Annotated in this window: 11 protein-coding genes and 1 pseudogene; 3 read left to right on the forward strand and 9 right to left on the reverse strand. The window is 67.4% G+C overall.

The features are described from left to right. Nucleotides 1-60: 60 nt before the first annotated feature. Together IEW15_RS07580 and IEW15_RS26575 are read left to right on the forward strand one after the other, a co-directional pair. Nucleotides 61-1,464 (forward strand): leucyl aminopeptidase family protein, encoded by a 1,404-nt coding sequence (locus IEW15_RS07580; RefSeq protein WP_188576401.1) that lies wholly within the window; start codon nucleotides 61-63, stop codon nucleotides 1,462-1,464. 173 nt (nucleotides 1,465-1,637) lie between these two features. Further along, a pseudogene (locus IEW15_RS26575) lies at nucleotides 1,638-2,847 on the forward strand (lipase family protein). A gap of 64 nt (nucleotides 2,848-2,911) precedes the next feature. Here the strand turns inward: IEW15_RS26575 and IEW15_RS26740 are convergent. The 9 genes from IEW15_RS26740 to IEW15_RS07630 form a co-directional block, all read right to left on the reverse strand. Continuing rightward, nucleotides 2,912-3,232 (reverse strand): type II toxin-antitoxin system RelE/ParE family toxin, encoded by a 321-nt coding sequence (locus IEW15_RS26740; RefSeq protein ID WP_188576403.1) that lies wholly within the window; start codon nucleotides 3,230-3,232, stop codon nucleotides 2,912-2,914. Then, nucleotides 3,229-3,474 (reverse strand): type II toxin-antitoxin system ParD family antitoxin, encoded by a 246-nt coding sequence (locus IEW15_RS07595; protein ID WP_188576405.1) that lies wholly within the window; start codon nucleotides 3,472-3,474, stop codon nucleotides 3,229-3,231. The genes IEW15_RS26740 and IEW15_RS07595 overlap by 4 nt, the downstream gene beginning before the upstream one ends. A 96-nt stretch (nucleotides 3,475-3,570) precedes the next feature. Further along, the gene (locus IEW15_RS07600) at nucleotides 3,571-4,842 is read right to left on the reverse strand and encodes a bifunctional transcriptional activator/DNA repair enzyme AdaA (protein ID WP_188576407.1); all 1,272 of its coding nucleotides are present in this window, start codon (nucleotides 4,840-4,842) and stop codon (nucleotides 3,571-3,573) included. Between the two features lie 103 nt (nucleotides 4,843-4,945). After that, nucleotides 4,946-6,739, reverse strand: a complete 1,794-nt coding sequence (locus IEW15_RS07605) for an ABC transporter ATP-binding protein (protein WP_229707909.1) — start codon at nucleotides 6,737-6,739, stop codon at nucleotides 4,946-4,948. Next, nucleotides 6,736-7,782 (reverse strand): ABC transporter permease, encoded by a 1,047-nt coding sequence (locus tag IEW15_RS07610; protein ID WP_188576452.1) that lies wholly within the window; start codon nucleotides 7,780-7,782, stop codon nucleotides 6,736-6,738. The genes IEW15_RS07605 and IEW15_RS07610 overlap by 4 nt, the downstream gene beginning before the upstream one ends. Nucleotides 7,783-7,786: 4 nt before the next feature. Next, the gene (locus IEW15_RS07615) at nucleotides 7,787-8,869 is read right to left on the reverse strand and encodes a microcin C ABC transporter permease YejB (protein WP_188576410.1); all 1,083 of its coding nucleotides are present in this window, start codon (nucleotides 8,867-8,869) and stop codon (nucleotides 7,787-7,789) included. Between the two features lie 18 nt (nucleotides 8,870-8,887). Continuing rightward, nucleotides 8,888-10,804 (reverse strand): extracellular solute-binding protein, encoded by a 1,917-nt coding sequence (locus tag IEW15_RS07620; RefSeq protein WP_229707910.1) that lies wholly within the window; start codon nucleotides 10,802-10,804, stop codon nucleotides 8,888-8,890. A 79-nt stretch (nucleotides 10,805-10,883) separates the two neighbouring features. Then, a complete protein-coding gene (locus IEW15_RS07625; protein ID WP_188576412.1) occupies nucleotides 10,884-11,711 on the reverse strand; it encodes an inositol monophosphatase family protein in 828 nt (275 codons plus the stop codon). Nucleotides 11,712-11,852: 141 nt separating this feature from the next. Continuing rightward, the gene (locus IEW15_RS07630) at nucleotides 11,853-12,476 is read right to left on the reverse strand and encodes a c-type cytochrome (protein WP_188576415.1); all 624 of its coding nucleotides are present in this window, start codon (nucleotides 12,474-12,476) and stop codon (nucleotides 11,853-11,855) included. Nucleotides 12,477-12,816: 340 nt separating this feature from the next. Between IEW15_RS07630 and IEW15_RS07635 the strand changes: the two genes are divergently transcribed. Continuing rightward, nucleotides 12,817-13,569, forward strand: coding sequence for a 3-deoxy-manno-octulosonate cytidylyltransferase (locus IEW15_RS07635; RefSeq protein WP_188576417.1), 753 nt, complete (start codon nucleotides 12,817-12,819; stop codon nucleotides 13,567-13,569). Nucleotides 13,570-13,759: the final 190 nt, after the last annotated feature.

Raw genomic sequence — 13,759 nt, forward strand, 5'->3', positions numbered from 1 at the left:
GATGGCGGCGCGCACAACCCCGTCGCGCGACCCCGACCCAAAAAGGAGCCCCGCACCTCCATGGCTGAGATCCCGAGCCTCGCCCGCGATCGCGAGACCGCCGCCCTGCCCTTGATCCTGGTTGCCGAGCGGGGCTTCGCTGCCTGGCGCGATGCGGCGGAACCGCAGATCGGCGCGTGGGTACAGGCCCAGGGGTTCAAGCCACGCGCGGGCGCCCACCTGCTGCTGCCGGCTGCGGATGGCCGGCTGGCGGGCGCGCTGGTGGTCACCGATGGTGAGCCGGGACCGTGGACGATCGGCGATCTGGCCCAGAAACTGCCGGAAGGCCGCTGGCGGCTGGACCCGGAACCAGAAGACGCCGAGATGGGTCTGCGGCTGGCCATGGGCTGGGCGCTCGGTGCCTATCGCTTCGACCGCTATCTGAACCGCCACGACGAGCGTCGGGCGCCGGCGACGCTGGTCATCCCGGCGGGTGTCGATATTCCCCGGCTGGGCAGTCTGGTGCAGGCGCTGTCGCAGGGCCGCGACCTGATCAACACCCCGGCCGAGGATATGGGGCCGCCGGAACTGGCACTGGCGGCGCGGCGCATCGCCGAAGGCCATGGCGGGCGCTATGACGAGATTGTCGGCGACAATCTGGTGCAGCGGAATTTCCCGGCGATCCATGCGGTCGGCCGGGCCAGCAGCCGCAGCCCGCGCCTGATCGATTTCGCCTGGGGCGACGAGGACCATCCGAAGGTGACCCTGGTCGGCAAGGGCGTGTGCTTCGACAGCGGCGGGCTGGACATCAAGCCGCCGGCCGGCATGCGGCTGATGAAGAAGGACATGGGCGGCGCCGCTCATGTGCTGGCGCTGGCGCGGCTGATCATGGATGCCCGCCTGCCCGTGCGGCTGCGGGTGCTGATCCCGGCGGTCGACAATGCGATCGCTGGCGATGCCTTCCGCCCCGGCGACGTGTTGAAGACCCGCGCCGGGATTTCGGTCGAGGTCGGCGATACCGATGCCGAGGGCCGGCTGGTGCTGGCCGATGCCCTGGCCGAAGCCGCGCGTGAGCAGCCGGCGCTGCTGATCGACGTGGCGACCCTGACCGGGGCGGCCCGGGTGGCGGTGGGCACCGAGATCGCCGCCTTCTTCGCCGCCGATGACGGGCTGGCGCAGGCATTCGAAGCGGCGGCACGGGCCGAGGACGATCCGGTCTGGCGGCTGCCGCTGCATCGCGGCTATCGCCATATGCTGGATAGCAAGATCGCCGATATCTGCAATGTCGGCGGCGGCTTCGCCGGTGCCACCACCGCCGCCCTGTTCCTGGACGCCTTCGCCGGCGAGGCGCGGGCCGGCTGGCTGCATCTGGACCTGATGGCCTGGAACACCCGCAGCCGCCCCGGCCGGCCTGAAGGCGCCGAGATCATGGGCGTGCGGGCGCTGTACCGGCTGATCGCCGAGCGCTATCCGCTGGCTGGGTGAGGTGGCCCGGCAACCGCAAGGCGTAATTCACACCAACTATCTGATGATCCCGGCGCCGGTTCTGGCACACTATCGGTTCTTCAAGAAGAACCAGCGCAGGGAAACGCCCCCAGATGTTCCGCAGCTCGAAATCATTCCGCGGCCTTGCCGGCCTTGCGGCACCACTTGCCGGCATGGCGGCCCTGGCCGTGATGGCGACCACCCCGGTCCTTGCGGCCGATATGCCGGCCCCCGATGCCAGCCAGGGTGATGGCGGGGTCTCGGCCTTTTATGACTGGACCGGGCCGATCCCGGCGCAGGCTGGCCTGTTGTTGCGCAGCGAGCCGCTGCCCGCCGATCGCGGTCTGCCCGGTGCTGCCCGGCAGATGCGGATCCTGTACACCGCGACCGATGGCGTTACCGGCGATGGCCATGTGGTGGTCTCGGGCGCGCTGTTCGTGCCCCGGGGCCGGGCGCCCGCCGGCGGCTGGCCGCTGCTCGCCTGGGCCCATGGCACAGTGGGTGTGGCCGATGCCTGCGCGCCGTCCTGGACCGGGCGGTCGAAGCGTGATGTCGATTATCTGGGCCGCTGGCTGAAGGAAGGCTTCGCGATCGTCGCGACCGATTATCAGGGACTTGGTGTCTCTGGGCCGCATCCCTATCTGGCAACGCCCCGAAGCCTACAGCACGCTCGACAGCATTCGCGCCGTGCAGTCGGGCGAGGCGGAGCTGGGGGTGGATCTGGGCGACCATGTGGTGCTGATCGGCCAGTCGCAGGGTGGCGGTGCCGCCTTCGCCACCGCGGCCTTCGCGCCCGATTATGCCCCGGATATCGACATCCGCGGCACCGTTTCAACCGGCATCCCGTTCCTGACGCCGCAGCTGATGACCGCGGTCGCGACCGCCAACCCCGACAAGGTCGACCCGACCATCGCCTATCTTCTCTATATCGGCCTGCTGGCCGAGCAGGCGCCGACCCATGTGCCGGCGTCGTCGATGTTCACGGCCAAGGCGGCGCCGGTGCTGGACAAGGCCCGCACGGGGTGCGTGGTGCCGGTGTTCAACGCGGTCACCGATGCCGGGTTGACCCGCGCCAACACCATGACCCCAAAGGCGCTGGAGGTGATCCAGGGACTGGCGCCCAGCCTGGCCTATCCGACCGTGAAACTGGCCCATCCCCTGTTCGTCGGCACCGGTGCGCAGGACCACGACGTGCCGCCGCCAATGCAGAAGGCGGTGGTCGATGCCGCCTGCGCCGCCGGCACGGTGGTTGAAGCCCATGTCTATCCGGGGCTCGATCATAGCGGCGCGGTCAACGGCTCGCTGGGCGACAGCGTGCCCTTCGTGCGCAAGGTGATGGCCGGCCGCCCGGTCACCTCGACCTGCGGCCAGCCGGCATCCTGACCGGTGCTTGATATCATCCGACCCGGTATGCCTGAAACGGGCTGCCGGGTTGGATGCCTGGCAATTACAAATGTCGGTCGACATCCATCCGACTATGCAGAATCCGGATGACGTCAATCTCGTGCGGTGTGATTTTAAAGATCACAAAATGCAGACCGATCCGCGTTTTGAAATAGCCGGAGCGTACAGAAACAGGCTGATAGGTTCTCTCGTTATTTGCGAGCGCAATCAAGGCAGTCATTATTTGCGAAAAGTAAATCTCTGCCTGCTGAACGCTCCACGTTCTGACGCTATATTCGAATATATCTTCAAGATCCTGATCAGCGAGGGCTGTCAGGCGAATGCTCCGACGAAGGGGCTGGTTTCCCGACCGGTCGAGGCTCATCGTGCATGTTTTACCCGCATGCGTGCAAGAAACGCATCGCTGTCAAAAACCTGCGGCGGTCCGGAACGCTCGCCGTCGTCAATGGCATCCTGCAAGGCGCGGACGCGCGCTTCATGTTCTTCAAGCAGCCGCAAACCTGCCCGCACAACCTCGCTCGCCGATCCATATCGGCCCGTGTCCACTTGCGCCTGTATGAAGGCAGCAAAATGATCGCCAATCGTGATCGATGTGGTTCCGCTCATGGCCTGACGCTCCTGATTGCCCGACGCTTCTGATGGCCTGATGCTTCTGATGGATGGTCGACGCATATTACCATGGATCTGGTCAATCAGTGTCGATCAGCGCTGCCTTCCTGTCGCCGTTGCCATCCGGGGGCCGGAGGCTGGGGCATCCGGCTCGTCCGACGCGGCCGGTTCGCCCGCCGCGGCTGTCGCCGCACGATCGGCCGTGGCGCGGTCGGGGGGCAGGGTGGCGCCCTCAGTGGTGAGCAGGGCGCGTTTGACCCGTTCGCCCCAGCGATAGCCGGCGAAGCCGCCCTGTTCGGGGACCACCCGGTGGCAGGGTACCAGCAGCGCCACCTTGTTGGTGGCGCAGGCGCGGCCCACCGCGCGCGCGGCACCGGGATTGCCCAGCGCGCGGGCCAGGGCGCCATAGGTGGTGACCTGGCCCGCCGGCAGCCGGCGCAGCGCTTCCCACACGCGGAGCGTGAAGGCGCCGGCGCGCAGGTCCAGCGGCAGGCCGTGATCGTCCAGCCGCGCGCCATCCTGCGACAGCCCGGCCAGCACCGCCTCGGCGGCGGCGCCGATCAGCGCATGGCCGGCATCGGCCTCGACCAGCCGGGCGGCCGGGAAGTCGGCACCAAGCCCGCGCAGCAGGGCCGCATCGTCGGGGTCGATCGCGATCATGGCGATGCCGCGATCGGTGGCCGCGATCAGCAGCCGGCCATGGGGGCAATCGAACAGCCGCCACGACACGGTCTCGCCGCCACCACCGGCGGCGAAGCGGCCCGGTGCCATGCCAAGCCCGGCAGCGCCGCCGTCATAGACCCGCGCCGGGCCGCCGAAGCCGGCGGTATAGACCGCCTCGGTCACGCTTTCACCGGCCTTCAGCGCGGTGCGGAAACGGTTGCGCTTCAACCCGCGCAGCATGTCGGCCGGCGCCACCCCCAGCACCCGGCCGAAGGCGCGGGCGAGCTTTCGGGTCTCGACCCCCAGCAGACTGGCAAGCTCGGTGGCGCCCGGCACCTCGCAGCGCCGGTCGATGGCGCCCATCGCCGCGAGCACCAGCCGCTGTTCCGGCCCCAGCGCCTGGGGTTGCGGCGCGCAGCGTTTGCAGGCGCGGAACCCCGCCGCCTCGGCGGCATGGGCATCGGCGAAGAAGCGGACATTCTGGCGGAGCGGCGTGCGTGCCGGGCAGCCGGGCCGGCAATAGATGCCGGTGGTCAGCACCCCCAGCCGGAAGGCATCGGCGAACCGCCGGTCGCGGGTGACGATGATATGCCACAGCCGGTCGTCGCCGGCCTGATTGCCGGCCAGCGCCATGGCGGTGGCCGGCTGCGGGATATCGGCCGCGACGGGCCCGGCCGACGGCTGGATCTGGTGATCGGACATGATGGCACTTCCTCGATGATCGACTGGATCAGGTGACAGCTATCCTGCACCCGATCAGGGGCCGACCACCATCCGCGACCGGACGCGGATGTCATCCGGCCGGTCAGCCGTGCGCCAGTGACGTGCCGCCATGGGGCGTGTCGCCAGTGGGTGTGTCGTCGGGAAAGCCATCGGGGAAGGCGGCGGCGATCAGCGCGCGGGTGTAGTCGCTGGCCGGCGCCTCCATCACCCGGTCGGCCGGCCCTTGTTCCACCACCCGGCCCCGGCGCAGCACGATCAACTGATGAGCCAGCGCCCGCACCACCGCCAGATCATGCGAAATCAGCACATAGGCCAGCCGGCGGCGCTGTTGCAGCCCGCGCAGCAGGGTGACGATCTGGGCCTGGATCGAGACATCCAGCGCCGATGTCGGCTCGTCCAGAATGATCAGCGCCGGTTCCTGGATCAATGCGCGGGCGATGGCGATGCGCTGGCGCTGGCCGCCTGAGAATTCATGCGGGAAGCGGTCCTGCATCGCCCCCTCCAGCCCGACTTCGGTCAGGGCGTCGGCGATGCGCTGCCGGCGCGCGGCGCGGTCGGCGATGGGGGCATGGATATCGAGCCCTTCGGCCACGATATCACCCACGGTCATGCGCGGGCTCAACGAGCCGAACGGATCCTGAAACACGATCTGGAAGCGGTTGCGCAGTGGCCGCAGGTGCTTCTGATCGAGCCGCGCCAGATCGGTGCCGTCGAAATCGATCACGCCCTCGGCCGTGGTCAGCCGGATCAGGGCGGCGGCGATCGAGCTTTTGCCCGAGCCGCTTTCCCCCACCAGCCCCAGGGTCTCGCCCGGCCGGAGCGTGAAATTGACATCGCTGGCCGCCTCGACATGCGACACCACCCGGCGCAGCAGACCGCCCTTCACCGGATAGCGCACCGACAGATCGCGCACGGTCAGCAGCGGCGCGTCGGTCTGGGGCACCGCCACCGGCCGGCCGCGCGGCCGTGCGGCCATGAGCATGCGGGTATACTCGTGGCGCGGGCTCCGGAAGATCTGGTCGACCGGCCCCTGTTCGACCAGCAGGCCATGGCGCATCACCGCCACCCGGTCGGCCGTGCGGCGCACGATCGCCAGATCATGGGTGATCAGCAGCAGGGCCATGCCGCGCTCGCGCCGGATGCGGGCCAGCAGGCCCAGGATTTCCTCCTGCACCGTCACATCCAGCGCGGTGGTGGGCTCGTCGGCGATCAGCAGATCGGGTTCGTTGGCCAGCGCCATCGCGATCATCACCCGCTGGCGCTGCCCCCCCGACAATTCATGCGGATAGGCGTTCACGATGCGGCCGGTATCGCCCTGACTGTCGACCAGCGCCACCTCGCGCAGCAGGGCATCGACCCGCGCGCGGGCGGCGGTGCCCTGAAGCCCGCGATGCACGGCCAGGATCTCGATGATCTGACGGCCCACCCGGTGCAGCGGGTTCAGCGCGGTCATCGGCTCCTGGAACACCATGGCGATGCGGTTGCCGCGCATCTGGCGCAGCATCCGTTCGGGGGCACCGATCAGCTCCATCGTCTCGCCACCGCCTGCGACCGGGGCCGCGACCGGGGCCAGCCGGGCCCGGCCGGTGATGGTGACGTCGCGGCCCCGGGGGAGCAGGCCGAGCAGGGCCAGTGCTGTGACCGATTTGCCCGATCCGCTCTCGCCCACCAGGGCCAGGGTCTCGCCGGCGGACAGATGGAACGACACCCCGGCAACCGCGCGGGTCTCGATCATCACCGGCCGGCCGCGAACCGCCTCGGCCGCCGCCGCATCCCCCGGCGCCGCCTCGCTCTGGAAGGTGACGGTCAGATCGGTGACATCGAGCAGCGGGGCCGGGATCGCCGTGGCCTCGTTCATCCGCAGGCCCCCGCTCATGCAAAGACCTTCTTGGGGTCGAAGGCGTCGCGCACGGCCTCTCCGATGAAGATCAGCAGCGACAGCATCAGCGCCAGGGTGATGAAGCCTGAAATGCCCAGCCATGGCGCCTGAAGATTGTTCTTGCCCTGATTGAGCAACTCGCCCAGCGAGGGCGAGCCGGCCGGCAGCCCCAGCCCCAGGAAATCGAGCGAGGTCAGGGCCGTGATGCCGCCCGACAGGATGAAGGGCATGAAGGTGAGGGTGGAGACCATGGCATTGGGCAGGATGTGGCGGCGCATGATGCCGATATCGCTGACCCCCATGGCGCGGGCGGCACGGACATAGTCGAAATTCCGGGTGCGCAGGAATTCAGCCCGCACCAGCGCCACCAGACCGGTCCACGAGAACAGGGTGAGCAGGCCCAGCAGCAGCCAGACGGTGGGCTGGAACAGCGCCGACAGGATCAGCAGCACATAAAGCTGCGGCAGCCCCGACCAGATCTCGATCAGCCGCTGGAACACCAGATCGGTGACGCCGCCGAAATAACCCTGCACGGCGCCGGCGACGACGCCGATCACCGAGCTTGCCAGCGTCAGCCCCAGCCCGAACAGCACCGACAGCCGGAAGCCATAGATCAACCGGGCCAGCACGTCGCGGCCCTGATCATCGGTGCCCAGCCAGTTTTCGGGCGAGGGCGGCGCCGGCGCCGGCACCTGAAGGTTGAAATTGATGGTGTTGTACGAGAAGCGCACCGGCGGCCATATCGCCCAGCCATCGGCTTCGATCGTGTCCATGGTGATCTGATCGCGGTAATTGGCCGGTGTCGGCAGGAAGCCGCCGAATTCCGTGTCGGGATAGTCGACCAGCACCGGCACATACAGCCGCCCCTGATAAGACATCAGGATCGGCCGGTCATTGGCGACGAACTCGGCCCCCAGCGACAGGATGAACAGCACCAGAAACAGCCACAGCGACCAGAAGCCCCGACGGTTGCGACGGAAGTTGCGCAGCCGGCGGCGGTTGAGCGGCCCGAGGCCGGCGCTCCAGGTGGTCAGCCCCATCGCCTCAAGCCCCCCGGCCTTCGAAATCGATCCGCGGATCGATCGCCACATACATCAGATCGCCGATCAGGTTCAGCAGCAGCCCGATCAGGGTGAAGATGAACAGCGAGGCAAAGACGATCGGATAATCGCGGTTCAGCACCGCCTCGTAGGACAACAGCCCCAGCCCGTCGAGCGAGAAGATCACCTCGATCAGCAGGGATCCGGTGAACAGCAGCCCGACCAGAGTGGCCGGCAGGCCGGCGACCACGATCAGCATGGCATTGCGGAACACATGACCATACAGCACCCGCCGCTCGGTCAGCCCTTTGGCGCGGGCGGTGATGACGTAATGCTTGCCGATCTCGTCGAGGAAGGAATTCTTGGTGAGCAGAGTGAGGGTGGCGAAGCCGCCGATCACCAGCGAGGTCACCGGCAGCGCCAGATGCCAGAAATAGTCGAGGATCTGTTGCCACCAGGGCAGATCGGCCCAGTTGTCGGACACCAGCCCGCGCAAGGGGAACCAACTGACCATCGACCCGCCGGCGAACAGCACCACCAGCAGAATGGCGAACAGAAAGGCGGGCACGGCATAGCCCACGATCACCAGCCCGCTGGTCCAGATATCGAAGGGCGTGCCGTCGCGCACCGCCTTGGCGATGCCAAGCGGGATCGACACCAGATAGATGATCAGCGTGCTCCATAACCCCAGAGACACCGAAACCGGCAGCTTGTCGGCGATCAGCGACACCACCGGTGCGTTGCGGAAAAAGCTGTCGCCGAAATCGAAGGTGACATAGCTGGTCATCATGTCGACGAAACGCTCGACCGGCGGTTTGTCGAAGCCATAGAGGCTGCGGATCTCGTCGACCAGTCCTTCGGGCAGGCCACGGGCGCCGCGATACTCCCGGCCCGTGGGCACGGACGCGACCTCCCGGCCGCCGCCGCTGAACCCGGCGGTGGCATCGGTCTGCGCCCCGCTCAATGTCGCGAGCATCTGTTCCACCGGCCCACCCGGCGCGAACTGCACCACGGCGAAATTGATCACCATGATGCCGAACAGCGTGAACGGGATCAGGGCCAGGCGGCGCAGGATGTATGCGAGCATGCCGGGTCCGGTCCTCCCTCAGCGGCCAAGATTATATTTGCGAGCCAGCGCCTGATCCACCCACCAGGTGTCCAGATCGATCCCGTAATCGGGCAAGACCTGCGGGCGACCGAACTTGTTCCAATAAACCAGCCGGAAAGCCGGCAGATGGAAGTTGGGGATGACGTAATCGCCCCATAACAGCACCCGGTCCAGCGCCTTCACCGCCGTGACCAGACTGCTGCGGTCCTTGGCATCGATGATCTTCTGGATCAGCGCATCGACCACTGGATTCTTGATTCCGGCATAATTGCGGCTGCCGGGGCGGTCGGCGGCATCGCTGCCCCAATATTCCCGCTGCTCGTTGCCCGGCGACTGCGATTGCGCCCAAACCTCGGTGGTGATGTCGTAATCGAAGGTCTGAAGGCGGTTTTCGTACTGTGCGGCGTCGACCATGCGGACATTGGCATCGATGCCGAGCCGCCCCAGGCTGCGGGTGATCGGCATCACGATCCGTTCCGTGGCGGCATCGTCGATCAGGAATTCGATGCGCAGCGGTTCCTTGGCGTCGGGGGCATAGAGCTTGCCGTTACGCACCTCATAGCCCGCATCCTGCAGGATCTCGTATGCCGCCTTCAGCCCCTCGCGGTTGCTGCCGCTGCCATCGGTCCTGGGCACGGTATAGGGTTCAGTGAACAGCGCCTCGGGCAACTGGTCGCGGAACGGTTCCAGCAAGGCCAGTTCGTCGCCCTCAGGCACGCCGCTCGATGCCATCGAGGAGTTCTCGAAATAGCTGTCGGTGCGGGTATAGGCGCCATAGAACAGGGTCTTGTTCGACCATTCGAAGTCGAAGACATACTGCATCGCCCGGCGCAGCGCCGGGTCTTGAAATTTCGGCCGGCGGGTGTTCATCACCAGCCCCTGCATGCCGACCGAGATCCGGTGCGGGATCACCGCCAGTTGCAGCTTGCCGCTTTCAACCTCGGGCATGTTATAGGCGGTGGCCCAGCGGCGGGCGCTGTTTTCGAGCCGCAGGTCGTATTGTCCGGCCTTGAAGGCTTCGACCGACACCTCGTCGTCGCGATAATAATCGACCACCTGACGATCGAAATTATGGCGCCCGACGTTCACCGGCAGATCGCGTGCCCAGTAATCCTTCACCCGTTCAAGCACCAGCGAGCGCCCGGGATCGGCCGAGGCGACCTTATAGGGGCCGCTGCCCAGTAAGGGCTCCAGCGTGGTGGCGGTGAAGTCGCGGGTCTCGAAAAACGCCTTCGACAGCACCGGCAGCGATCCCAGGATCAGCGGCAGTTCGCGATTGCTGGTGTTCGAGAAGCTGAACCGCACCGTGTGATCGTCGATGACCTCCGCCGCCTCGACCTCGGCATAATAGATCCGATACATCGGATGGCCCTTGGTCTTCAGCGTGTCGAAAGTGAAGGCGACATCGGCGGCGGTGACCGGGCTGCCGTCGTGGAACCGGGCTTGCCGGCGCAGCGTGAAGGTGACCGAGGAATTGTCGGGCGCGATGTCGATTGTTTCGGCGATCAGGCCATATTCCGAGAACGGCTCGTCGAGGCTCTGGACGGTCAGGGTGTCGAAGGTGGAGCCGACACCGGCCGAGATGCCACGCAACGTGAATGGATTGAGGCTGTCGAAGGTGCCGCGCGCGGCGGTTTTCAGCGTGCCACCCTTGGGCGCATCGGGGTAGGCATAGGCGAAATGGGTGAAATCAGACGGATATTTCAGGTCACCATACATCGACAAGCCATGCGCCGGTTCGGCATGCAGTCGGCCGGGCAGGGCCAGCAGGCCGCCGATCAGGCCGCCCGCCAGACCGATCATCACCGCCGCCGTTGTCACAAGGCGGCGTGTCGCATGCCCGGATCTGCGGCGCAGGCTGTCCGCACCAGTGCCCGCACCGTTGATCGCCGTGGTGTCCCCTCGTTCAGCCATCACCTGCCGCTATCCCCCTGTCGCTGCATCGGCTGCATCCGTTCATGATAGGCCAAGTTCAGGCAATGGTAAGGCCCGTTCAAGCCGCGGCCAGAATTTGGAGGGCTGCGGCATGCGCGCGCCGATCGCCCGCGGCCAGAATCCGGCCATCGCCATCGAGGCTGAGCGGCCGGCCGTGCCAGTCGCTGACAATGCCGCCGGCGCCTTCGATCACCGGCACCAGCGCGCACCAGTCATAGGGCTTCATGTCGACCTCGGCCACCAGATCGAGCAGGCCCATCGCCAGCAGCCCATAATTATAACAGTCGCCGCCCCAGACCACATCGGCAACCGAGGCGGCCAGACGGTCGAAGCCCGGCCGGTCGGCGGGGCCGAACATGGCGGGCGAGGTGGCGGCCATGCGGGCCGGGGCAAGATCGGCGCAGTCGCGGCTGCGGATCACCAGGCCGTCATGGCAGCTGTCGCTGCCGGCCACACCCCACCAGCGTTCGCCGGTGCCGCCGGCATCGATCACCCCCAGCACCGGCCGGCCGCGAAAGCACAGGCCAATCAGGGTGCCGAAGGTGGGCTTGCCGGTGATGAAGGCGCGGGTACCGTCGATCGGGTCCAGAATCCACTGCCAGTCGGCCCCCTGGCGCACGCGGCCATGTTCCTCGCCGAAGATGCCGTGGTCGGGCGCCTCGGCTTCGAGAATGCGGCGCATCGCCGCTTCTGCCTCGCGATCGGCCAGGGTGACGGGGCTGTGATCGGGCTTCACATCCACCGGCACGGCGGTGCGGAAATAACGTCGGGCTTCAACACGCGCGGCATCGGCCAGCCGGAAGGCCAGAGGCAGGCAGGCGGCGGCCTCTGCCGCGACGGATGCGGCGACGGGTGCCAGATCGGCGGTGGACGGGTTGATCGGCATCGATGCCTCGGATCATGGGGGCGGTTGCGGTGTGCAATACGAAGACGCCCGCCGGATCAGACCGATCCGGCGGGCGTCTTCATCACGATATCAGGGCCGCGACCATATGTCAGAACCGGCCGGAACTGATCACCGGTCGGATCAACCGGCAGAGGCCGGGGCTTCGGCGGCAGGTGCGGCCTCGCCATCCGCCGAGGGGGCGGCTGCCTCACCCTCGGCCGGTGCGTCGGCTGCCGGCGCCTCCGGCAGCGGCTGGGGATTGTCGGACTGGCTGTTCAGATAGGCGATGACCGCGGCGCGATCCTCAACCTTCGACAGACCGGCGAAGGACATCTTGGTGCCCGGCGCGAAATCCGACGGCTTGGTCAGGAAGTGATCGAGCTTGTCGAAGGTCCACTCGCCGCCGAGGCCCTGCAGGGCTGCGGAATAGGCGAAGCCGTCGGCCGAGGCGATCGGGCGGCCGACCACACTCCACAACTCGGGGCCGACCTTGTTCGGGCCGCCCTTCGAGTCGTCATGACAGGCGGTGCAGCGCGCGAAGACCTTGGCGCCGGCCTTGGGGTCGGCGGATGCCAGCGCCACCGGGAAGGGAATCTCGGCCGGGGCCTCGGCGGCGCCGCTCTGTTCCACGCCCTCGATCACATAGGCGTTCTGTTCCAGATGTTCCGGCTCGTACACCATCTCCGAAACGACACCGACGACCATGGCGAACAGCGCTGCCGTCAGGAACGCGGCCATCAGCTTGTTGAATTCGAAGCCGGACATGCCCAATCCTCTTACACACGAAGCCCGACGGCCCACACACGAAGCCGGACAGCTAGGCACGGTTCGGCACAAGCTGGTGCCGCGCCGCAGGTTTTGTTAAGCGCCAGGATACCTGGGGCGGTTGTCGGGTCCGCCACGACCGGAGCCGCAGCCTGACCCGGTCCGTCCCTCAGGGGACCATGGCACGGGTTCGCGTCCGGCCATCCAGGGGCCGGGTCGCGCGCAGATTAGCCACTTCCCCCGCGTCTGTCCAATCCCTATAAGGGGCGAAGCGGTGCCGCTTCCACGTGCAGCCGCCCCCCTGCGTCACATGGTCGCAACCATCTGGATGGATCTGCCGATGAACCCGCTGGTCGTGATCCCAACCCGGCTTGCCGCAAGCCGCCTGCCCCGCAAGCCTCTGGCCGACATAAACGGCCGGCCGATGATCCTGCACTGCCTGGACCATGCGCTGGCGGCCGGCGTCGGCCCGGTGGTGGTGGCCGCAGGCGATCAGGAGATCGTGGATGTGGTGCAGGCAGCCGGCGGCCATGCGGTTCTGACCGATCCGGGCCTGCCCTCCGGCTCCGACCGGGTGCAGGCGGCGGCCGAGATCTTCGACCCCGACCGCCGCCACGACGTGGTGATCAACTTCCAGGGCGACATGCCGGCGCTGGACCCGGCGCTGCCGCGGGCCGCACTGGCGGCGTTGGGCTGCGGGGTCGACATCGCGACCCTGGTGGTCGAGACCGAAGACCCGCTGGTGCGCGCCAACCCCAATGCCGCCAAGGCGGTGCTGTCGATGCCGGCGGAGCGGCCGGCGGATGGCGCCATCCGCACCGGGCGGGCGCTGTATTTCACCCGCGCCGATGCGCCCTCGGGCCCCGGCCCGGTCTATCATCACATCGGCTTCTATGCCTTCCGGCGCGCGGCGCTGGACCGATTCGTGTCGCTGCCGCCCAGCCCGCTCGAACTGCGTGAGCGGCTGGAACAGCTGCGCGCGCTGGAAGCGGGCCTCAGGATCGATGCCGCGATCGTCGACACCATCCCGTTCGAGGTGAACACGCCCGAGGATCTTGAGGTCGCCCGCCGGCTGCTGGTGGCCCGGGGCTGAACCGGCCACTGCCCGGACCGGCCCGGGTCTGGAAAGGGGGCGGGTCTCGAAGGGGGCGGGTCTGGAAAGGGGCGGGTCTCAAAGGAGGGCGGGAGCAGCCGGAAAACCCGGCAGGGGAATCGGGTGAAAATTTTAAGCTGCGATGATGCTTGCGAGGAAGTCGTCGTCCCAAGCGGCGACCTTGCGTCGG

The organism is Tistrella bauzanensis (genome assembly GCF_014636235.1).
Classification (GTDB): Bacteria; Pseudomonadota; Alphaproteobacteria; order Tistrellales; family Tistrellaceae; genus Tistrella; species Tistrella bauzanensis.